This is a genomic window from Ruegeria sp. E8 (assembly GCF_056533985.1).
Genome location: NZ_JBQFOY010000006.1, coordinates 136,123 through 155,759, shown reverse-complemented (window position 1 = coordinate 155,759; position 19,637 = coordinate 136,123). Strand labels below are relative to the sequence as shown.

The following is a 19,637-nucleotide window of genomic DNA, read 5'->3' as shown; positions in this document are numbered from 1 at the left end:
TTGCTATTGAAATTCGGGGAGTTCGGAGATTGCGGAACAAGCTGGCTTGAGTGCCCAGCCCCTCTTGTGTCGCCTGTATGTTTTCGCTGCGCGCGCGTTCCCTTTGAGCCTTTTGTTCAGGCGTTTCCTTTGGTTCGCGCGGTTTCGGGGTTTTCATTGACGATCTCCGCTCCTTCAACACGCAGAAGATCGGAGAACAGGCTGTCAGGCCGCAATGCACTCGAACGCAGCCTGAGCATATGTTTGACAAAGCTGACGCAGGTCATCGGCCCCATGAAAGAGCGTGAGCTTTGGGATTGAGCGGGGCCGAACTTTATCACGGTGTAATTTGCACACAGAAACTCAAGATATTGCTCGACCTCATCGTGGTGATAGATCGAAGCCGCGTTGATCCCATGGCGCTGCAAGTCCAGATGCAGCCAGGTATCGTTCGAGTATCCGGCCAAAGAGACGTGACAGAACCGGCGGGACCACAACCGTTTGCCGGGGTGAAAGACCACATGCCAGATCAGGCTTTGATCGAAGGGGTAGAGATATGGGTCATTGTCTTGCACGGCTGCCTCGCTTCAACGAATAACGTTTGCGTTCGATCTTTTTGGGCTTCGGCTTCTCGCCGCTTGGCGTCAACGCGGAGAACCCAAGCCCAGCACCCAGGCACGCATATTGCAGGGCGTCGTGGTAGTCGGCGAAGTTGTCTTTGTAGGGTTCGTCGTGATGGGCGTTTTTGCCTTTGATTTTCGCGTAGTGGTAGCCGCTGATGAAACCGGATTTCAGGGTGATGCACGAGGGATCAACCATGAGACCCGGCCCGCCATCGACCATTTTGTCCAAAGCCGACTGCACCGCGTTCAAGCGCAGGGAAAGCGAGTTGTTACCGGGGGCGGCGACCACGCTCATCCCGTTGGAATGGAATATCTGGTACGGCGTTCTGTCGGTGCCCTGCCCTTTACTGTCACCCGATGGATCGCCCCAGAACTGAATGCCGGGGCCGTCCTTGCTCATCCACTCGGGGAAGTATTTGAACAGCCGTTTTCTGAACAACGGCGCGTAGGTGGTCGCGGCTTGGTTGATCGCGCCGTACTCGTGGAGAACATAGACGGCGCCGCGAAGAACCTGAATCACAACCATTGCCGGGTTTCGCGCGAAGTCGAGACCAACGATAAGAGGTAGCCCCGGAATCGGTGTGATCTTTTCCTTGGCCACATGGGTTTCCGGCCGGAAGCTCTCGAACACCGGTTTACCGGATCTGTAGAAGCCCACCCGATTCATCACGTAGGTGTCGATATAAGATTTCGACTTACCCTTGATCAACTCCATGTAACTCTCGTCCAGCCACTTCAAGTTTTCAGCGGCTTCCAATGGATCTAGACCCATCTCGATCCTATTTTCCGGGGTGTTTTCCATGTAACCGACAACCCTGCGGTCCTTGATGATTTCGATAAGGCCCGGAGGTTGAACAAAAAATTTCCAGTCATCGGGCTTCTGGAATTCCTGTCTTTGATCCTCATTCCAATCTTCAGGTAGAGGAACGTCACCCCGCATGTAAGGTATCCAATGGCCCTCAGGCGGCGCGTTCAAATCACAGATCACGCCCTTCCATGTCGGCCCACCAACTAGTTTCGGCGGATATCTACCTTGCATCGCGCGTCCATGCGCTGCATCAAAAATCTTCTTGTCATTGAATTGGGCTTCATTGAACCAAACCCCGGTACATTCTAGCGAAAGAAGCTTCCTGACGTCCTCTTCCTGATCCAGCGCCAAAAAGATGAACTCCGCATCAATAACGGTTCCGTCCGGCGCGTCCCACTTGATGTGGTGTTTTGGCGGATTGGTCATCTTGAGTTCGCCAAACTCCCCCTGAGCGATTCCTTCGAACCAAAATTTCCAAGTTTGGATCGTGGTTTCCTTGAGGTCGTTATAGGTGTTTCTGACCACGATCCAGCGTGACCGCCTGACCCCCGACGCATCCGGCTTCTGCTCAAGCGATATCTTCCACATTTTGAAGCAACACGCCGAGGATGTTCCTGAACCAACCGGCCCTTGAATGACTGCGACAGGCGAACGGTCCCAAAAAAACTTTTTCAGAGTCGGACCGTCTGGAACATACTTAAAGGTTTTGATTTCGCCAGGCGCGTTCATCAGGAACCCTCCACCTTGATCGCCGTCATCGCCTTATAGGCGTCGATCAATTCGCTGAGTTCCGCCAATTCCTCAGGACTGGAAGCATCCAACCAAGACGACACCCGATCCCCCTGCCAGACCACAACAGCCGCCCGCACACTTGGATCAGAGGCAGCCCGCGAAACCAAAGCCCGCGCGAAATCCGTGGTGTCACCGCCGTCAAGATCAACGAATGTCGGATTCTCCCGATCCCATCTCGGACCTTCGGAAGCGACGTCAAACCAACCGCCGGCATCCGCATCGACCACGCCATAACAAGCGGCACAGGCAGCAGACCCATCCGCCCGCAACTCGAAGCTGCGACACCCACAGCCACACGCCCAGATTTCATAGAACTGATCCCCGCCGGGAAAATCGATCACATCAGACATCACACACCTCAATCGCACCCGCCCGGAATTTCACCTTTCCTGCCGCACCCAATCGCGCGACAACCTTCGACACCCGCATCGGATGCCAGCCAATCTCTTTCGCAATCTCCCGCTCCGTCCGAACGCCACACCGCAAGAAATCAAGCAGCCGCCGTTCATCCGCCGATTTCTGATCGGAACCTTTGTCTAATGCGTCAGCATTCGAATTTTTTTGGGGGGGGATTGGGTTTTTGGCGTCATTCGAGACCGGCTTCATAGGTAGGTCCCGCAACAACTCATTGGGCTCCATAGCCTGATCAACTGTCATCTCCAGAGACGGACGTTCCGCAACACCAAGTGCTAGCTCTATCGCCGCCGTCACAAAGGTCGTGCGATCACCGGATGCCGCATCAACCCGATCAATCAAATCAGGCTCAAACCGGAACGAAAAATTTTTCTTCGCCATTACCTCATCCTTTCAAAGCGTATTACGATTTGGGGAAACAAGCGTATTACGAAGGGGGTGCGTAATACGTTTTGGATCGTGTCGTGAGCAGTTGCATGGATGACCACACACGCGCGGCGATTTTTGGGGGCCGGTCTCTATGCCCGCGATGCAAAAGGGGGTGGGGGTATCGGCCCTGATATGATGGCCTGAACCCCCTTGTTTGCACATGTTACTCATCATCATGAGTACCAACATCGCCTGATCCCCCTTGTTTATATGGCTCTGACGCATCATGCGCAGGGGATTGGATATCCTCTGGCGTCACGTCAACGGGCTCGGGTTCGTCAAACTCAAACCCGCCGAAACTGTGCTGGTGGTGCATACGACCCTCGACCCTTTTCACCGCTGCGATGCCGTCAACTCCTGCAATCCACTTGTTCAGGTCTGCTTTGACATGATCGGAATTGGAGGTTTGCGATAGATTGACGTTTCTGACGTATGCTTGGGCTGCAGCATTGTCTCTTATGGCCTTAACCACTTGATTATAAACGCGTCGGACATGTGGTTTGTTAAAAGTGCGTGCGAAGTTGTCAGGTCTCATGCCTTCGCGCTGCGCTGCGAGGTGGAGGGACAAGCCCTCGTATGCCATAGCCTCAAGGGCGCGGATTGATTGTTCGTGCAGTCCGATGTCGTGGAATGATATCTCTGCGGGGGGAAGGGCTGCGCCCTCTTCCAGCGGTTCTGGTGTGTTATCGGTCATGTTTGTATCGGGCTTGATTTGGTTGATATGGCTGGTCTTTGCGGGCTTCTATGGTGCGTGTGGTGGCTGGTGGCAGGGGCGCGGGAGTCGTGGTGATCGAAAGACCAAGCGTCTGCGCCCATAGCTGCAAGGTCGGAAACGCGGCTATACGGGCCATGCTTTCCAGCTTATTGACGTATCCGTCGGCGATGCCCATGGCGGCGTTCAGGTCTTCCTGGCTCATGCCTAGGCGGCGGCGCTTGCTGCGCAACTCCCCTACTAGGTCCTCGTACTGCTCGAATGTCTTGCGGGCGTATCCGTGGGCATGAGGGAGATCACAGGGCGGGGGCGGATCGCCCAATGCGTTCAGATCGGCGATATGTATGCCCGTACAGCCTTGCTTGGAGCATTGCAGGCAGATACGGGTGCCGCTGACCGAGGCCAGCCGCCATCCGTTCCCTTGTGCCTGTTTGATCCAATGACGGGTCTGCATCGGTTATTTCGCCTGCCTGATCTGCCGCAACATGTAGAGTTTCAAGTTCTTGATTTGGTGGTACATCGCGTTGCCGTCGGGTGTTGTGTCCTTCATCCCAAGGACGGTTTCCCGCTCTTCATCCGCAATGCGCTCGATATCTTCCTCGGTCTCCGCGTCCCTGAGACGGTCCTTGATGCGGTGGCCTTCCTCGATCACGTTCATCAGAACTCCGCCTCCATCTGCCGATCCGGCACATCCCGGAACACGTTGGTTGCCAGATCGCATTCAACGGTGACTGATGTGATCTCCCCCATCCTGGCCTTGGCAATGATGATCTCGGCTTTGTTGCGCCACGCTTCCAGCATAGCCCCCCAATCCCCAAGTTCATCGTCATCCGCAGGCGGTTTCTGACGGGCGATGTAGTACTCTGGCCGGAACACGAACATCACGTTGTCAGGCGCGTTTTCGAGATCCCCGGATCCCCTGAGATCAGCCAGACGGGGCCGCGCCTTGTTGAAGTCGTCTTCCCTGCCGAGAGCCCGGTCGATCTGGGCCAGTGCGAGAACATGGACATCCAACTGCTTGGCCACCTGTTTCAGCGCGTTGGCAACCTCCGCCAGGCGCACATGCTGGCTTTCCCCCTTTGCCCGAACTAGCTGGATGTAATCGATCACCAGCAGCTTGAAGCCTTTAAACGGCCCGTTGGGAACCATCTTGCGCTGCAGCTTCTTGCCTTCGGACAGGATGGCCGGCACATCCCGCACACGTTCCGAGAATATCTCAACCGGCAGCGCTTCCAATTCCTTTGCGGCCTCGATCACCTTTCGGAATTGGTTTTCGCTCATCGCGCGGTCATAGGCTTTGTACGGGATCTGAGAAACGGTGCTGTTCAACCGGTTGGCTAGATCGGTCTCGGGCATTTCCAGCGAGACAAAACCGACGCCATAACCTGCCGTTGCCGCCGCCTTAGTGATGGACAGCGCAAGGGCCGTTTTACCCATCGACGTAGCACCACCGAGGATCGTGTACCGCTTGGGCGCCATACTCAAAACCTCGTCCAGAGCCTCGATACCGCTAGGAACACCGACCAGCTCACCTTGATAAATCTGTTCCATCTGCTGAATCGCCTCCATCTGCGCTTTGAGAAAAGACTTTGCGCGCGGTTCGTCACCGTCATCCTCACGCTCATGCAGGAACAACTCGACCTCTGCCGCGGCCTCACCCGCATCCCTGCCCGTTTCAACCTCGTCCGAGATCTGACGGAGCCTGCCGACCATCATCCGGCGGTCGTACAGCCTGCGGATCATGTCCGCGTAATCCTTGATCGCGAATGATGAGATGGCTGCACCGGCCAGCTTCACAAAATACGCGGGCCCACCGAGCGCCTTAACCCCGTCATCCTCAGCGAAATCGGATTTCATCTGAACCGGCGATACCAGGTGATCCTTTGAGATCCGAGCAGCCGCCAGCTTGTAGATCCGCGCGTGTACCGGGTCGTAGAAGTGATCCGGTTTCAGCATCGAGGATATCTGATCGAACAGTTCGTTATTGGTGAGCAGCGCCCCCAATAGCTGCTGTTCAGCCTCGACCGAGAACAGGGAGGATGTGATCTCTTGGTGCATCATACCTTCACCCCCATAGCCTCGGTTGTAACCACTAGAGCACTCTCGATGGCCTCCATGCCCTTCGGCTTTCTAATGCAGTATCGGGTGATTTTCGGAGCGGCGTATAATTCACCCGTGTCCGGTCTGGGAAACAGCCTACCTAGGTTTTCATCAAACCATTCTGGTAAGGATGCAAACAGTTCGTTGACCCAAGATTCGACGTAGCAAACCTGCCCTCGATGACCGCCCTCAGAGTCACTTTCAGAAAGCTTGAATTCCACCTTGATCACATGACCTATCAAGGTGCGCGGACAACCATTCCCGTCATGCGCGATCCAATCTGTCCAGCCATCGGAGTTGAACTTCCAACTCATGCCGCGCGCCCCCCAAACTTTTTGAGCCAGAACCGGGCCGCCGCATTGGGCTGGCCGTTCTCATCCTTCATCGATGGCGGGCAGATCCCGTCCATCAGTAGGTTCTTGGCGTTGATATTCAGGTCATCGAGGCTGTAGGTGGCACCTTCCTGCATGAACGGTTCCCACCCAGGCTGACGCAACCACGCCAATGGAGCCTTGAGGAATTCGAGATCGCGGACAGACGCGATGTAAGCCCGAGCGCAGCGGTTCAGTTCGGCCGGATCGATTTGATCTGCCTTTTTGTGCTTCCCGATGCAGGCGGATCGATAGACCTTTTCACAATCCATCTTCGCGGCCTTGCGTTTATGTCTTGGCCAAATCTCATCCCAGAAAACCTTGAACCCTTCATCGATTGGATCGGGGCTATCCGCCTTTGGCTCCGGTTCCTCATTTTCTGAGAAAAGATCATGCCCCTCCGGGGTTTGGGGTTCTTCTATATTGGTCTTCTTAAGAGTTGTTCTTCTTATGTGCCCTGATTCACCGGGACTCGGTTTTTCAGGGCCTCGGTTTTTCAGGGCCTCGGTACCGACACCCGGATTTTCAGGGGTTCGGTCATCACTGATAACCCACGTAGAACCAAGAAGTTGACCGTTCACATGTCGCGTTTGAACAAGAGTCACATAGCCAACTTCTCGCAGTTCTCCCATTACACGCTCGAACTTGTCTCGACCCATGCCCGTGACCTTCTGCAGATGGGTCTTGTTGAATTCCCAATCGTCGGCATAAGTCATCAACAAAGCCAGCAAACCACGGGCTTCAATCGAGATCGTTTCATCCCGCATTGCCGCATTTGGTATTGCCGCATACATGCGTTTGGGACGGCTGCTCCGTTGCCTCATACCACACACCTTTCCTGTGAAACTTGACCGGCGATGGCTTCCAAGCCGTTCTCGCCCAATAAAAACTTGCCTCTGGTGGTCCAGATCGGATTTCCCGGCTCCAAGAATGTGACGATGAATCCGGTTGGCGTTGTCACCAGCGCGTACCGGGACAAACCGCCCGTGATCTTGAAGAAATAGAGGTCGACAAACGGCTCTTTGCGGACGCGCGCTAGGAACCGGACGAACCTGTCGTCCTCGGTCAAAACCGCGTGCTTGATCTGCCGGATCAGCAACCCAGGACAGACGCCGGGACACCTCTCCAAAGCCCTCTGCATGGCGTGTGTGGGAAGCATCAGAACAACCCCCCTGTTGGGGCGGCCTGAAAGCCTCGGACTTGTGTCGCACACGCCCAATCCCATGTTGCCGCAGCATCGGCGGCGTCAAGATCGGGAACTTCCCACCCTAGCAAGCGGCACCGCTGGGCAATCTCTTCCTTGATCGCCTGCTTGGCCTTTGCCGGTTTAAGATGGGGGAAATCTCGTCTCGTTTTTGCCTTGCCGAGGAAATGCTTACGCACTGTCGCGGGGTAGACCGGGATCGGTTTGAGCCCCCTGTTGTACGCACAGCCCTCGACACAGCCCAACAGCTTGGTCAAATAGGCGCTGGCGTTCTTCCCGCCGATTGCGGCCTCAACAACGATCAGATCGGGCTTGTGGGTCTCGATCAGCCCATGCGTCATTCTGAGAGCATTGGACAACCGCCGAGCTTCCGGCGCCTGACCAAGATTCACAGACCATGCTTTGGGGTTCGCGCCGGGTGTACCGACGCAAATCCCCGTGTTGGTGGCGATATCCAAGGCAAGGATTTTCACTGCTTGGCCCGCCACGAACCTTTAGGACCCGGTAAACGCGCCCTGTGGCCTTCCTTGACCGCCCGACGTTTCATCAGGCGGCCAATCAAAGCCTCTATGTCCTCTGACACTTCGCTGAGATTGAAGGCTTTCACGAGTGCGGTCATCCCACGACCTCGTTTGGCTGAAACAACTGCTTGAGAACGCCCCAAGTGCGAAGGTTGCCGACATGGCGGCGAACAAGCTCTGGGGTGCAATCGAACTTGATCGCAATGTCTTCGACACCGTATCCCGCCTTAAGAAGCTCCGGCAGTGCAGCAATGCGTTGGTGATAATCCCTGATAGGATTCATTCCGCCGCCTCCCCGCCGAAGCTGATGGGCGTGACAACATCATAACCCATGACCTCATCAACTTCGTTGTTGAACTCTTCGGTCTCGGCGTCTGTGGTCTCGGGGGTTTCGTCGCCAGGATCACCCACGCCATGTTCTTCGGCGATGTCATTGGCTTCCGATGCTGCTTGTTCAGCGGCTTCCTGTTGAACGTCTTCGTTCGGATTATCCAATGGTAGATCCGGGTCGTTGTCGAAAATCTCTCTTTCAGCAACCGGCAAGAGCAACTGCATCGACCGCAGCCAATCCTTGCGCTTTCCATCGTTCTTGATCTTCATCCCGGCACGGAACTGAGACAGAGCCTTGTTTTCGATCCCGCACTTCTCCGCATAGGCACCGATAGCCTCGCGCCGTTTGCCGGAATTTGAAGCGTCAGAGCCTTCGCCCTTCGCCCATTCCTCATGCTTTTGCAGCAATTCATCACCGTTGATGGTGATCTTTCCACCGTCTGCCATAATGGCCTCCTATCTGGTCGGGTTGATCGGGGCGCTTCCACGGACAGAGCCCGCGCCCCATAGGCCCGGAAACCGAGGACAAACCCTCGCCGCCCGTGGAATTTCTTGAAATCTCAACCGAAAACGCACACCGTAGGCGTGTTTGATCAGGAGATTTGAGATGAGAGATAGCCGCTACGAGAACATTCTCACGTTCATCTATGGCGCTGGAATAATTGGTACATTCGTGTACCTGACGTTCTTCGATGGGTACGTTTACAACTGGTGGAATTGGATTATTGCGATACCTATCAACGTCATGTTGTCTGGCGTCTTCCCGATTTACTGGCTGATCCTGCACTGGATTTTCTGAGGCAATGTCCCCGGAAATCGAAGAGCTGATCAAAGTCAACGCACGTTTGCGAGGCCAGATTGCGGCATTGACCCACGTGGTGAACTGGCTGCTGGATGAAGAAGCCAAGCGAAAGCATGATCCAGACGCATTCATCAACGGCGTCCTCGATATGATCCAGGCGATTTACTCTGGTGTCGATGTGACCGACGAAATACGGAAAGAAGGCGCCGAAGGAATCCGGGACATTGCCGAGAAGCTTGAGCATCTAGCCTCTTGGAAACCTCCCACTTAACGCGCGCGGCTGCTTCATGGCCTTCCGCAAAATCGTCGTCAGTCAGGAGACCAAGGGGATTCTCACGATCCGGCATTGGTCACTCTGCCGTAGCGTGAGAGGCTTCTTTGTTGCTGTCTTTTGAGGTTGAATTCACCTTTAAGGCGTCATCGAAACCATTGACCAACAGACGCAAGCGTTCGTTACTGAAACCTTTGCCGGAAAGAAACCGGCCTAAAGCAGAGGGGCAGTTAAAGAGCCCTTCGCTCAACTGAGTTTTGTTTTTTCCAGTTTTTTTCAGCACTTCTGGGAGCGCCTTGTTTGCTGCTTCCCGGATCACTTTTTCGGATGCCGGGACCTCGAACTTTCGCCACATGACAGGTCCTCATTTTGGACCTTGATAGATGTCTAACAATTTTCCTTCAATAGTTTTCTAACAATAGTTGTTTCACAAATGAACCCCTAGGTGGTCTATTTTATTGATATTGCTAAGTAATAGTTTTTCGACTATTTTTTCCTAATGGCGACGCGAAAGAAAAAACCAAGCCCAGAGCTCCTACATCAATGGGAGGTCATCGAGGCCAAAAGAGCAGAACTCAACACCAACAAGAAGGTGTTGTCGTTGCTCGCCGAGAAGCATGAGACATACTATTTTCAAGCTGAAAAGCTCAAATGGCCTATCAGCCTGGAAGTATTGACCGCTTGGGCCGAGGAACTCGATATCCCTATTGGTTCACTGTTCCTTGATGGAGACGAGAACCCGAAAGCAAAGCTTATTCGGTTGGTTCAGAAGGCTGACGAAGAGAAGCTTCCTCAGGCCCTTCGGATCCTAGAGGCTTTTCTAGTCTCATAAGAATCTCTTCTATCCCATTATCACCAAATCTTCTGTGTATTTTCTCGGCTACAATGAGTAGCCGCTTTCGTGCATCCATCCCGTTGCCCTTGTAGTTTTTAATCTATTACTTAACTATAAAATGCACCCCTAGGGTTTCTTTTTGATAGCAATGGAAATGGAATATGACAAGTACATTACAACTCTTAGGTGACGAGCTTACCAAAATCGGCTTTGATCGTTTCGCCATCGGCACCGGCTTTCATACAGGCGAACTGGAGTTCCAATCCACTTTTGCTCACGACTGGCAGCAGTTCTATTTTGAGAACGACTTTCAAAACCTGGACCCCCTACCGTATTGCGCTCTGGCTGGTGAAACCCCGCTGCGTTGGAGCGACGTACACAAGCGCATGAAGAAAAACCCGGTCATGAACGCGGCGCGTGACTTCGGTCTCAAGCAGGGCTTCGGACTTTCCTGTGGTGGATATGTGGTAAGCGCCTATCACGATGGTGAGATTACCGATTCCGATCTCAGCTTCGTGCAATCTTCTATGGCGCGGATCATCAGGCGGTTTGATACGTCCGTAGAGCCTTTGACGAAATCGCAACAGGGGCTCGTGGATTTACTTGGCGTTGGCCTGCCGATGACCCAGATCGCTGAGATATTGGGAATCACACCCGATGGCTTGAAAACGGCCAAGCGCCGCCTGTTCAAAAAGTATATGGTTAATTCTGATGCACAATTGCTCAGGGTATTGCGCAATCAATAGCCATATTCCGGCATTCACAGCCTGAGCATTCCGAACTTTTAGGCCGAGGTCTACAACTCCTTAAGAACACCCTTAAGGAGAATATAGATGGATTCTATTGCAGTAGATTTTTCGAACATTCATCAGGCTGGAGATGCCTGGAACGAGTATTGGCAACTTCGCAAAGACGAGTTTGTTGACCAGAAGGGTTGGGCGCTTCCACACACCGATACAATTGAGTTTGACTGGTATGACCGACCCGGAGCGCAGTGGATCATTGTGACCGAGGATGGCCACTGTGTTGGGGGTTCCCGCCTGCTGCGAACTGATGCCCCGTCCTACGGAGGTGAGAGCTACATGCTCAAGGATGCGCAAGATGGGCTTATCCACGGTATCCCCGTTGAAATGCTACCCGAGGATCTTCCCCGAGACCCTACGGTGTTCGAAGCCACGAGGTTCTTTGTTCGCCGCGACCTGAGCCCTAAGCAGGCTATGAGAGTGCAAAAAGAGATAGTCGCCAAGACAGCGGAGACAGCAAAGCGGCTGGGCGGTGAGAAGTTAGTCGCGCTGATGCCCTGCAAAATCTACCGGATTTTCAGACGGTTTGGATTCGAAGTTGTTGAACACGATGTCGCCCGAGAGATCGACGGAATACCCCATTCTGTTGGGTGGTTAAGCTTGCGATAGTTTTTTAACAATTTTTCTTCTTGCAATAATTGTTAGAAAACTATTATGATTCCTCCATAGCCCATCACCGGGCGGCCCCGCCGAAGACGCCACAGGCAGATCGCGGGGCACAAACAGGAGGCATCAATGTCGGAACATTCCTACATCACGGACCCCAACGACTTCTGCCGGATGTGTAAAGGCAGCGGTGTGCAGAGCTACGCCAGCCCGACCGGCGCGAACGTCACCGAGCCCTGCTATCTGTGTGGCGGCAGCGGTGTCAGTAGCGTCCGTGTCTCCAAAAAAATTGCAGCGGAGTGATCGCCATGGACGCCTTGGTTCAAAGCGACGTCTTCGCCCTGCGTGATCCTGAAAACTTGGATCCGTACGGGCCGCAGAACCACCCGATTTCAGCCAATCAATTTGAGGGGAGACAAATGGATACCATCACACTGTACGGTGGCTATGACGGATCGTTCGAATACTTCGACAACGCTCCGGCCACGACCCCAGACAAGCACGACACCCACAAGCTCATTCTCCCCATGGCGGATGATGCCCCGGTGTCTGGAACCTTCACCAACGAAAACGGCGACGTGATCACCGTGGAACGTATCGAACAGGATGCGTCATGACCAATATCGCCTCATCCCTTAACCCCGACCCCGATAACCCACCAGTCACCACTCACAACGGGTCGGAACACGCGCTGTTTGTTTCCAAAACTACAAGCGCGTCTGAGGGTGCTTCCAATAACCCCCCAGGTGGCAAGCACCCTCCCCAATTCCAAATCTTTGATCCCGATCCCGACGATATCGACGCATGGGAAGACTACCGAGAGGCCACCAAAGCCACCCTTAGAGCCCTGCAGCGCGTCCTCTTCGCCTTTGTCGGCGCCGGTATCGGCACCCTGCTCTGGGTGAACCTGATCAACTGATTTCCCCCGCGAAGGTCTTCGCCTCGAAGCACTGTCCCCCTTCGCGCAACTGGCGGGCGGTTCATTTGGCTCCCCCCATGATGACCGCCCGCCCCTTTCGAAACGGAAACACATGAGCCTGATCATCACCGATATCGCTGACGGAGAGACCGTACCCGGCCCCGGTGCTTACCGCATGAGCATGAAGCACTACCACAGCCAAGAGGTATGTCCCGGTACGTCTGTGTCCTCTACCGGCATCCGCAAGGCCGCTCTGGAAAGCCCTCATGCGTTTTGGAAGACCTTTGACGGCAACCCGAACCGCTACCCCAAGAAAGACGACAGCGACAGCCTAATCCTCGGTAAAGCCGCTCACTCTCTGATCCTGGGTGATGAGGTCTTTGACGAACACTTCATCTACGTGGATAAGGATGCGCCCCGCCGACCGACATCTGTTCAGATCAAGAACTATGAGCGGGATGGCGAATGGTCCGATGCAGCCAAGGAAGGCGGCGAATATTGGGCCGAGTTCGACAAGAAGGCCAACGGCCGTCTGCTGCTCAAGGAAGAGCAGGTCGAGAAGATCATATACATGGCGGAAAATCTCAACGCCAATCCGCTGGCGGTCGAAATTCTCAAGTCCGATTTGGTTGAGGTCTCGCTGATTTGGCAGGACGAGATCACCGGCCTTTGGCTTAAGTCCCGCGTCGATTGCATCCCCACCAACGGCTACGACTTCGGTGATTTGAAGACCTTTGCGCCCAAAGGAAAGAACCTTCGCCTAGCTGCTCAACGATCGATCACAGAATTCGGATACCCACTTCAAATGGAAATGGGTGTCATGGGCGCCGAGCAGGTATTCGGCACGACTGCCAAACGATGTGGGTTGGTGATGTGCCAGTCTTCGGCACCTTACGAAGTTATTCCGACCATTGTTGAGGCCGATACGTTGCACTGGTCGCGCGTTCTGATCCGGGACGGGCTGAACAAGATCAAACACGGTCTCGATACGGGTGATTGGCCCGGCGTCGGCGCTGAACTCCTCACTTATGAATTCCCCCCTTCGATGACCGAGCGGCTGTCTGATCTGCAAGCCGCTGGCGAACTCCCCAACATTTAACGAGAGGAAACACCTGTGACTGATCTCTCACAAACTATCGCGCCGAAAAGTGACCAGTTGAACGCCGACGATCTTATAGCAGGCCCCAAAACGATCACGGTTACACGCGTCCAAGGTCAGGAAAACGCTGACCAACCCGTTTCCATCTTCTTTGAAGGCGACAACGGCAAACCGTACAAGCCTTGCCTGTCTATGCGGCGGGTCATGGTTCAGGTTTGGGGGCCGGACGGAGCCAAATACCCCGGTAGATCCATGACGCTCTACAACGATCCCGAAGTGAAATTCGGTGGGATCAAAGTTGGCGGCATTCGTATCAGCCACATGAGCAATATCGAGCGCGCTCAATCATTGATGCTGACCACCACCCGAGCCCGTCGCAACGAGTACGTGGTCAAACCTCTGGCAGCCAATCAAAACGAAGAGGTCTTGTTGCGCGCCAGAGAACAAGCGGACAAAGGCAAGGACGCTTTTACAGAGTTTTGGAACAGCCCCGAAGGCAAGCGGCATCGCGATCTTTTGCGGCCGCATATGGAAGACCTGAAAAAGCGTGCCCAAGAAGCCGATGAGGCATCCCAGAACCTTGCACAACGCCTGCAACAGCAGAACGAGGCGGCAGAACCGCCCGAGCAGGAACCCGGCCAGCCCATCGATGGTGAAATCCTTCCAGCCGAAGAGGAAAGCCAGGATGAGCCGCTGATTGATCCGTCAGAACTTGAGTTTGCAGAGGGTGTGACCGCTGCCAACGAAGAGAAGACGGCGGCAGACTGTCCGTATGACGACATCATGAAGCGCGCTCATTGGCTGGCCGGGTTCAAGCAGCAATCCAACCTGAACGCGGAGGCCGAGGGATGAACCGACCATTTATCAGTATGGATGACCCCAAGCAGGCCGAAGACTTCGCTAGCATGATAGACGATGTAATCCGGGGTGCCGCTGACCATATCATCAGATCTCAGCGCATGTCTCCGATCTCTGCACTGGCGATGATCTATCAAGGTGCGGTTCGCGGTCTGGTCTACATCGGCGGTGAAGCTGCATTCGAATACTCCGACGCGGTTGTCGGACAGTTCAAAGATGGCGAAGTCACTGACGAACTGCGCGCCGCCCAGACAGAAGCGTTCAAGCGGATGGCCGCATATGCCAAGCTTCTGGCTGTAAAGCCGGAGGGCCGAGCATGATCACCGACAAGCTCTGCCCCCTCGCCCGCACCTTTGGTGACAAAGACCTGAAATCCACGTGCAGGGGCTCCGACTGTGCCCTGTATCGGGAGGAAATGCTTCCGGTACCAGCATCGGAACCGACCTATGTATCCGCCATCCAAAGGGAAATGGCCTGTCTGGCTCAAGACGAGGGCAAGGGGCGAGAGGCCAAGTGTTTTCAGAAGAAGGCCACAGCCAACGTTTCAAAAGACCCCGAGAAGTATGGCGTTCACATACCCCGCCGAGGCTATTGCGGGATGGGTGGCAAGCCGTGATCCACTACAACCCGCATATGCTCCCCAAGATCAGGTCCGAGGCAATCATGGCCGCCGCCAACGGTGCGCCTTGCACGCTGCGGATCTGTTCCCTGCTGGGTCAACGCTGCTGGTCACAGGAAACAACCGTTGCCTGTCACCTACCGATCTGGGGCAAAGGTGTGGGAACCAAGGTCACGGACATGGCCGTCGCCTTCGGATGCGGTGGCTGTCACGCAATCCTTGATGGTGTTGATCGATCCAACCTGCGGCTGCTGGAAGAGAAATACCCGGCAATGCTCGCCCAACGACTGCTTCACGCTCTTACCGAAACACACGCCCTTTTGCTGTCGGCCGACATCATCACGATCCCCGACGGCAAATTCATTTGAACCAACGAAGATAGAGGACGATCACATGCACAAGACACTCCCCCTGCTGCTTCTCACCACCTGCGCGCCGTACGTCTCGCCCTGCGGTTCAATCAACGACTGCGAACCCAAGGAACAGCCGGTCACAGCGGTCACGGAATCCCCCAGACCTCAGGCCCGTCCGCAAGGCGTTCTCATGATCGATCTGGCCCGCCCGTGGCATCCGGATCCGGACAGCAACCAGTAACGAACAGGAGAGAGATATGAAGCTGACGTCATTGGTAATCCAGCCAACCAACACTTGGGCAAAGGTCGGGCCAAAGAATCCACTGCGCGCCGTGGTCAAACTGGAAAGCGAAGAATCCACTGTGGAGTGCGTTCTAGGCGAAGAGACCATGCGCAGGATGCTGGACCTTTGCGCCGACGAGATTGCTCAAAACGCTGAAAGGAACGTGCAGGAGTTCGTGTCTGCCGTCTCTGCATTGGACGCCTCGAAGGATGCCGCCCTCATCAGCAAAATCGACTGACCACCCAGCAACCCCCTTCCCGTTTAGTGAGGCGGGAACGGGAGAAAGGAGAGACGGATGAAAGAAATAGACCTATCGCCGCTTGAGTCATTGGCAGACCCCAGCATCACGGAACTCCCTTTTTACAATGAAGGCGGACGAGTGATGGCGGGCCATCTCGGTTCTACTTTCTTCGTCATCACATTGAACCCCGACGGGCACTGCGAGGCGTCACTTTCCTGCGGCAAGCGCCCAGCATCAGATGCTCAAGTTGATGCCTTCTTTCGCAAATGGGGTGTGCCACGACCCGCCTTGGAGGACCCGAGAGCAAAGCGATGCCGCATGTTCGTGGTTCGCGACACTAGACCCATTTTCAATCAGTAAGGCCCGCCCATGACCCAGCAGACCAACATATGGACCGCCCCCGCAGCGATGATGGGGGGAGAGGGATGAGGGCGCACCAGCCAAAAAAGCGGCGCGATGACTGGATTACACCCGCCTATGTCTTCGAAGCGCTAGGCGAGAGGTTCGATCTGGATGTTGCTGCGCCTGCCGATGGTGACACCCATGTTCCTTGCTGGAACTGGTACCATCAGATCGACAATGGTCTGCGCCGGAACTGGTACGGTTTCGTCTGGATGAATCCACCCTACGGGCATCAATCGACCAAGCGTCACTGGCTAACCCGCTTCTTCGATCATGGGAACGGAATTGCGTTGTTGCCAGATCGTACATCTGCGCCGTGGTGGCAGGAATTTGCGCCAAGATCCGATGCCATCTTGTTCGTATCCCCGAAGATCAAGTTCGAACTTCCTGACGGCACGCGCGGTGAACAACCCGGTGACGGAACAACGTTGATCGCCTGCGGTCGCCGTGCTGCGTCTTCGCTCTTGCGGGCCTCAGATCTGGGGCAGGTTTTCGTTGGGGTCGCATCATGACCGACCTCACCACCCTCCCCGAGCGCGCCTTGTCGATCCGCCAGCCATGGGCTTGGGCCATACTGAACGCGGGGAAGGATATCGAGAACCGTCCGCGCCGGTTCCACTATCGCGGGCCGATCTGCATCCATGCGAGTCTTGCGATGAAAGACCAAGACTATGATCCATTTGCTGATCTGGTCAAAGCACACTTCCCTGACGATTGCTGGCGCTGGATTGCTCAATTCTGCAATGGTGGGGACGTTCGCGGCGGCATCATCGGCACCGCAGAAATCGTGGACTGCATCGAGACAAGCGACAGCCCTTGGTTCTTCGGTCCCTACGGCCTTGTTCTCCGCAACGTGCAACCCGTTCCCTTCATCCCCGTTAAAGGCGCTCTCGGCCTGTTCCGCTGGCGCAAGAACCTGGAACGGGGGGCGGTATGATCGGCATGACTGTTTGCAGTGGCATCGGGGCACCTGAACATGCGGCCCCATGGATCGACTGGCGCTATCAGTCAGAGATCGAACCGTTCCCCTGTGCGGTTCTCAAACAGCGCTTTCCCGACGCCACCAATCTCGGGGACATGACCAAATTCAAGGAATGGCCGGATGCAAACATCGATGTTCTCTGTGGAGGAACCCCCTGTCAGTCGTTCTCCATCGCTGGCCTTCGAAAGGGCCTTGCTGACCCGCGGGGAAACCTCGCCCTCACGTATCTTGCCATTGCTGAGCGATATAAGCCCCGCTGGCTGGTCTGGGAGAACGTCCCCGGTGTTCTATCGGCGCTTTCCCACGAGGCTCCCGATCAGAGTCCGCCGGGAATCGACCTGGACGGTGACAACGGACCCGGAGACGGGGAAGAGATCGTGGTCACTGACGAATACACAAGTGTCGAAGACCATGCGCTTTGGTGCTTCATGGCCGGGGCGGCAGAACTCGGCTATCATGGCGGGTTCATCCATCTTGACGCTCAACACATCCAAACATCGGGCTTCCCATACGCTGTACCCCAACGTCGGGACCGTCTGTTCTTTGTCGGATATCTTGGAGACTGGACCCGTGCCGCAGCGGTTCTATTTGACACCGAAAGCTTGCGCGGGAATCCTCCGCCGCGCCGAGAAGCGGGGAAAGACGTTGCCGGAACCCTTGGAGGTAGCTCTCAAAGCGGTGGTTTCAGGACAACAGACCTAGACAACAACGGGGCTTTCATCGTCTCCCATGACGCCGCGCCGTGTCTCGAAACCACCGCCGGTGATTATTCCCGAGCTGACGGCTTTACGATGGTCGCCCACACCCTGAAAGGCGAGGGCTTCGACGCGAGCGAGGATGGGACGGGCCGCGGAACACCTATCGTTCCTGTCGCCATTCAAGAACGCGCTATCAGTGAAAACCCAAACTCCGGCCCAGATGGCGTTGGGGTGCGTCAGGACGGTGCCGCTTTCACTCTTGAAGCCAGAACAACCACACAAGCCGTCGCCTTCGACTGCAAGGGAACAGAGGTTCAGGTGTCCGAGGACGGATCACACCCGCCTTTGCGATCGATGGGCCATCACCAGAGCCACCAGAACGCCGGCGGTCATGCTGCCGTGGCGTGGTCAATCATGCCCCAGAACAGCGGCAAAGATTACAAGGCCCGCTCTGTCGAGGTCTCGCAACCCCTCATGGCTGGTGGCCCTGTCGGCGGCAATCAGGGTGGCGACTACATTCAGGATCAGCCTTGGGCCGTCCGCCGGCTGACCCCCACAGAGTGCGAACGACTTATGGGCTTTCCGGATGGTTGGACCGCTATCGAGTGGCGCGGCAAGCCTGCTGAAAAATGCCCAGATGGACCCCGCTACAAGGCGCTTGGCAACTCATGGGCGGTCAACAGCGGTGAATACATCTTCGACCGGATTGAAATGGTGGAAGAGTTCTTTTCAACACCCAACACAGGGGAGCTTGTTTGATGCCTTCTGAACCCACCAACAGCGTAGATATCAGCAAAGAAGCGGTTAACAAAGCGTCGGGGATGTGTCGCCTTCATGGGTTGCATGGAACAGAACAGTTGCTCCGCGCCCTCTCAGCCCGTGTGGAGCAGCTTAAACCGTGCCCCGCAGCCAGCCGGGAAGAGATTGCCGTGAAGCCTTTGGAGTGGCGTGGACACATCGGAAAATCCGTAAGCGATGTATACGAATTGGGCTTACGTAGCGGGCAGTGGGGCTTTTCGATCAATGGTGACGAGTTCACAGTTGGCCTAAATTCCGGTGATAAATTTGGATCGGAGAATGAAGCGAAAGATGGCGCAGAAGAATTACACAAACGCCGCATCCTGTCCGCCCTCACCCCCACCCCGGAGTTCGAGAACACCGACCCTATGACCATCGCCAAGTACGATGACGAACTGCGGAAGGGCTCGGAGCGTTTCTTAGCCAGAAATCAGCCATGCGGCTGCATAGTCTGCCACTGTGAAGACGATGAACAATGTCAGGGCTGCGGGGCAAAGAGTTGTGGGAACCATCCCGTAGGTGGAATTCCCAACCCGGTTTACGAACACCCCGCCACGGAACAGCCTAGCGTAAAGGAAGCTGCGCGGGTGCTGCGAGAAACACGTCAGATTGTCTGTGACGCGGCAGAGACCGGCTTCAACTGTCACGATGGAGATTGGGCTGAGCGACTATTCCGAAACAATGGTCAGATAACCGCCGCCCTGCGTGATCTGGCGGGGGATAAGTGATGCTTGCTGCATATATCAGGAAGAAGTGCCACGCAGAGTATTGGCTCATTGGCTTGA

36 protein-coding genes are annotated in these 19,637 nt (G+C 55.3%); 20 read left to right on the top strand and 16 right to left on the bottom strand.

The annotated features are described in order from the left end of the window. Positions 1-116: 116 nt before the first annotated feature. The 15 genes from ACR0LF_RS10655 to ACR0LF_RS10585 form a co-directional block, all read right to left on the bottom strand. Positions 117-554, bottom strand: coding sequence for a hypothetical protein (locus tag ACR0LF_RS10655; RefSeq protein ID WP_480578474.1), 438 nt, complete (start codon positions 552-554; stop codon positions 117-119). Continuing rightward, a complete protein-coding gene (locus ACR0LF_RS10650) occupies positions 541-1,761 on the bottom strand; it encodes a hypothetical protein (RefSeq protein ID WP_480856315.1) in 1,221 nt (406 codons plus the stop codon). The genes ACR0LF_RS10655 and ACR0LF_RS10650 overlap by 14 nt, the downstream gene beginning before the upstream one ends. Before the next feature lie 377 nt (positions 1,762-2,138). Then, positions 2,139-2,552 (bottom strand): hypothetical protein, encoded by a 414-nt coding sequence (locus tag ACR0LF_RS10645; RefSeq protein WP_480578470.1) that lies wholly within the window; start codon positions 2,550-2,552, stop codon positions 2,139-2,141. Next, positions 2,545-2,997 (bottom strand): hypothetical protein, encoded by a 453-nt coding sequence (locus ACR0LF_RS10640; protein WP_480578468.1) that lies wholly within the window; start codon positions 2,995-2,997, stop codon positions 2,545-2,547. The genes ACR0LF_RS10645 and ACR0LF_RS10640 overlap by 8 nt, the downstream gene beginning before the upstream one ends. Before the next feature lie 211 nt (positions 2,998-3,208). After that, positions 3,209-3,739: a hypothetical protein gene (locus ACR0LF_RS10635; protein ID WP_480578466.1), complete on the bottom strand. Its 531-nt coding sequence runs from the start codon at positions 3,737-3,739 to the stop codon at positions 3,209-3,211. Beyond that, on the bottom strand, positions 3,729-4,211 hold the full coding sequence (locus ACR0LF_RS10630) for a helix-turn-helix domain-containing protein (RefSeq protein ID WP_480578464.1): 483 nt from the start codon (positions 4,209-4,211) through the stop codon (positions 3,729-3,731). Before ACR0LF_RS10630 ends, ACR0LF_RS10635 begins: the two co-directional genes overlap by 11 nt. Positions 4,212-4,214: 3 nt before the next feature. Next, positions 4,215-4,415, bottom strand: a complete 201-nt coding sequence (locus tag ACR0LF_RS10625; protein WP_480578462.1) for a hypothetical protein — start codon at positions 4,413-4,415, stop codon at positions 4,215-4,217. Continuing rightward, positions 4,415-5,818 carry a DnaB-like helicase C-terminal domain-containing protein gene (locus ACR0LF_RS10620; RefSeq protein ID WP_480856313.1) on the bottom strand — a complete coding sequence of 468 codons (1,404 nt, stop codon included), beginning with the start codon at positions 5,816-5,818 and terminating at the stop codon, positions 4,415-4,417. The genes ACR0LF_RS10625 and ACR0LF_RS10620 overlap by 1 nt, the downstream gene beginning before the upstream one ends. Then, a complete protein-coding gene (locus ACR0LF_RS10615) occupies positions 5,815-6,171 on the bottom strand; it encodes a hypothetical protein (protein WP_480578459.1) in 357 nt (118 codons plus the stop codon). Before ACR0LF_RS10615 ends, ACR0LF_RS10620 begins: the two co-directional genes overlap by 4 nt. Continuing rightward, entirely contained in the window at positions 6,168-7,052 is an 885-nt protein-coding gene (locus tag ACR0LF_RS10610; RefSeq protein WP_480578457.1) for a hypothetical protein, read from the bottom strand. The genes ACR0LF_RS10615 and ACR0LF_RS10610 overlap by 4 nt, the downstream gene beginning before the upstream one ends. Beyond that, entirely contained in the window at positions 7,049-7,297 is a 249-nt protein-coding gene (locus ACR0LF_RS10605) for a hypothetical protein (RefSeq protein ID WP_480856311.1), read from the bottom strand. Before ACR0LF_RS10605 ends, ACR0LF_RS10610 begins: the two co-directional genes overlap by 4 nt. A gap of 89 nt (positions 7,298-7,386) precedes the next feature. Continuing rightward, a complete protein-coding gene (locus tag ACR0LF_RS10600) occupies positions 7,387-7,905 on the bottom strand; it encodes a hypothetical protein (protein WP_480578453.1) in 519 nt (172 codons plus the stop codon). Beyond that, positions 7,902-8,051, bottom strand: a complete 150-nt coding sequence (locus ACR0LF_RS10595; RefSeq protein WP_480578451.1) for a hypothetical protein — start codon at positions 8,049-8,051, stop codon at positions 7,902-7,904. Before ACR0LF_RS10595 ends, ACR0LF_RS10600 begins: the two co-directional genes overlap by 4 nt. Beyond that, positions 8,048-8,236: a hypothetical protein gene (locus ACR0LF_RS10590; RefSeq protein WP_480578449.1), complete on the bottom strand. Its 189-nt coding sequence runs from the start codon at positions 8,234-8,236 to the stop codon at positions 8,048-8,050. Before ACR0LF_RS10590 ends, ACR0LF_RS10595 begins: the two co-directional genes overlap by 4 nt. Beyond that, positions 8,233-8,730, bottom strand: coding sequence for a hypothetical protein (locus ACR0LF_RS10585; RefSeq protein ID WP_480578447.1), 498 nt, complete (start codon positions 8,728-8,730; stop codon positions 8,233-8,235). The genes ACR0LF_RS10590 and ACR0LF_RS10585 overlap by 4 nt, the downstream gene beginning before the upstream one ends. Positions 8,731-8,890: 160 nt before the next feature. Between ACR0LF_RS10585 and ACR0LF_RS10580 the strand changes: the two genes are divergently transcribed. Together ACR0LF_RS10580 and ACR0LF_RS10575 are read left to right on the top strand one after the other, a co-directional pair. Further along, positions 8,891-9,082, top strand: coding sequence for a hypothetical protein (locus tag ACR0LF_RS10580; RefSeq protein WP_480578445.1), 192 nt, complete (start codon positions 8,891-8,893; stop codon positions 9,080-9,082). A gap of 4 nt (positions 9,083-9,086) precedes the next feature. Continuing rightward, complete coding sequence (locus ACR0LF_RS10575; protein WP_480578443.1) at positions 9,087-9,356, top strand: hypothetical protein; 270 nt, start codon at positions 9,087-9,089, stop codon at positions 9,354-9,356. Positions 9,357-9,435: 79 nt separating this feature from the next. Here the strand turns inward: ACR0LF_RS10575 and ACR0LF_RS10570 are convergent, their stop codons facing one another. Continuing rightward, positions 9,436-9,711, bottom strand: coding sequence for a hypothetical protein (locus ACR0LF_RS10570; RefSeq protein ID WP_480578441.1), 276 nt, complete (start codon positions 9,709-9,711; stop codon positions 9,436-9,438). 144 nt (positions 9,712-9,855) lie between these two features. Between ACR0LF_RS10570 and ACR0LF_RS10565 the strand changes: the two genes are divergently transcribed. From ACR0LF_RS10565 to ACR0LF_RS10480, 18 genes are all read left to right on the top strand, one after another. Next, positions 9,856-10,188 carry a hypothetical protein gene (locus ACR0LF_RS10565; RefSeq protein WP_480578439.1) on the top strand — a complete coding sequence of 111 codons (333 nt, stop codon included), beginning with the start codon at positions 9,856-9,858 and terminating at the stop codon, positions 10,186-10,188. 164 nt (positions 10,189-10,352) lie between these two features. Then, the gene (locus ACR0LF_RS10560; RefSeq protein WP_480578437.1) at positions 10,353-10,937 is read left to right on the top strand and encodes a helix-turn-helix transcriptional regulator; all 585 of its coding nucleotides are present in this window, start codon (positions 10,353-10,355) and stop codon (positions 10,935-10,937) included. A gap of 87 nt (positions 10,938-11,024) precedes the next feature. Then, on the top strand, positions 11,025-11,603 hold the full coding sequence (locus tag ACR0LF_RS10555; protein ID WP_480578436.1) for an acyl-homoserine-lactone synthase: 579 nt from the start codon (positions 11,025-11,027) through the stop codon (positions 11,601-11,603). Between the two features lie 126 nt (positions 11,604-11,729). Then, positions 11,730-11,903 carry a hypothetical protein gene (locus tag ACR0LF_RS10550; protein WP_480578434.1) on the top strand — a complete coding sequence of 58 codons (174 nt, stop codon included), beginning with the start codon at positions 11,730-11,732 and terminating at the stop codon, positions 11,901-11,903. 116 nt (positions 11,904-12,019) lie between these two features. After that, positions 12,020-12,217 carry a hypothetical protein gene (locus ACR0LF_RS10545; protein ID WP_480578432.1) on the top strand — a complete coding sequence of 66 codons (198 nt, stop codon included), beginning with the start codon at positions 12,020-12,022 and terminating at the stop codon, positions 12,215-12,217. Beyond that, positions 12,214-12,519, top strand: coding sequence for a hypothetical protein (locus tag ACR0LF_RS10540; protein WP_480578430.1), 306 nt, complete (start codon positions 12,214-12,216; stop codon positions 12,517-12,519). The genes ACR0LF_RS10545 and ACR0LF_RS10540 overlap by 4 nt, the downstream gene beginning before the upstream one ends. Positions 12,520-12,631: 112 nt before the next feature. After that, on the top strand, positions 12,632-13,618 hold the full coding sequence (locus ACR0LF_RS10535; RefSeq protein ID WP_480578429.1) for a PD-(D/E)XK nuclease-like domain-containing protein: 987 nt from the start codon (positions 12,632-12,634) through the stop codon (positions 13,616-13,618). Positions 13,619-13,633: 15 nt separating this feature from the next. Then, the gene (locus ACR0LF_RS10530) at positions 13,634-14,470 is read left to right on the top strand and encodes a hypothetical protein (protein ID WP_480578427.1); all 837 of its coding nucleotides are present in this window, start codon (positions 13,634-13,636) and stop codon (positions 14,468-14,470) included. Then, positions 14,467-14,796 carry a hypothetical protein gene (locus tag ACR0LF_RS10525; RefSeq protein ID WP_480578425.1) on the top strand — a complete coding sequence of 110 codons (330 nt, stop codon included), beginning with the start codon at positions 14,467-14,469 and terminating at the stop codon, positions 14,794-14,796. Before ACR0LF_RS10530 ends, ACR0LF_RS10525 begins: the two co-directional genes overlap by 4 nt. Further along, positions 14,793-15,092, top strand: coding sequence for a hypothetical protein (locus ACR0LF_RS10520; protein ID WP_480578423.1), 300 nt, complete (start codon positions 14,793-14,795; stop codon positions 15,090-15,092). The genes ACR0LF_RS10525 and ACR0LF_RS10520 overlap by 4 nt, the downstream gene beginning before the upstream one ends. Next, on the top strand, positions 15,089-15,463 hold the full coding sequence (locus ACR0LF_RS10515; RefSeq protein WP_480578421.1) for a nuclease domain-containing protein: 375 nt from the start codon (positions 15,089-15,091) through the stop codon (positions 15,461-15,463). The genes ACR0LF_RS10520 and ACR0LF_RS10515 overlap by 4 nt, the downstream gene beginning before the upstream one ends. 25 nt (positions 15,464-15,488) lie before the next feature. Beyond that, the gene (locus ACR0LF_RS10510) at positions 15,489-15,689 is read left to right on the top strand and encodes a hypothetical protein (RefSeq protein ID WP_480578419.1); all 201 of its coding nucleotides are present in this window, start codon (positions 15,489-15,491) and stop codon (positions 15,687-15,689) included. Between the two features lie 16 nt (positions 15,690-15,705). Next, positions 15,706-15,969: a hypothetical protein gene (locus tag ACR0LF_RS10505; RefSeq protein WP_480578417.1), complete on the top strand. Its 264-nt coding sequence runs from the start codon at positions 15,706-15,708 to the stop codon at positions 15,967-15,969. Positions 15,970-16,026: 57 nt separating this feature from the next. After that, positions 16,027-16,332, top strand: coding sequence for a hypothetical protein (locus ACR0LF_RS10500; RefSeq protein ID WP_480578415.1), 306 nt, complete (start codon positions 16,027-16,029; stop codon positions 16,330-16,332). Between the two features lie 65 nt (positions 16,333-16,397). After that, entirely contained in the window at positions 16,398-16,886 is a 489-nt protein-coding gene (locus ACR0LF_RS10495) for a DNA N-6-adenine-methyltransferase (RefSeq protein WP_480578414.1), read from the top strand. Further along, the gene (locus ACR0LF_RS10490; protein WP_480578412.1) at positions 16,883-17,311 is read left to right on the top strand and encodes an ASCH domain-containing protein; all 429 of its coding nucleotides are present in this window, start codon (positions 16,883-16,885) and stop codon (positions 17,309-17,311) included. The genes ACR0LF_RS10495 and ACR0LF_RS10490 overlap by 4 nt, the downstream gene beginning before the upstream one ends. Continuing rightward, positions 17,308-18,813, top strand: a complete 1,506-nt coding sequence (locus tag ACR0LF_RS10485; RefSeq protein WP_480578410.1) for a DNA cytosine methyltransferase — start codon at positions 17,308-17,310, stop codon at positions 18,811-18,813. The genes ACR0LF_RS10490 and ACR0LF_RS10485 overlap by 4 nt, the downstream gene beginning before the upstream one ends. Beyond that, positions 18,813-19,580 (top strand): hypothetical protein, encoded by a 768-nt coding sequence (locus ACR0LF_RS10480; RefSeq protein WP_480578408.1) that lies wholly within the window; start codon positions 18,813-18,815, stop codon positions 19,578-19,580. Before ACR0LF_RS10485 ends, ACR0LF_RS10480 begins: the two co-directional genes overlap by 1 nt. The last annotated feature ends 57 nt before the right edge of the window (positions 19,581-19,637 follow it).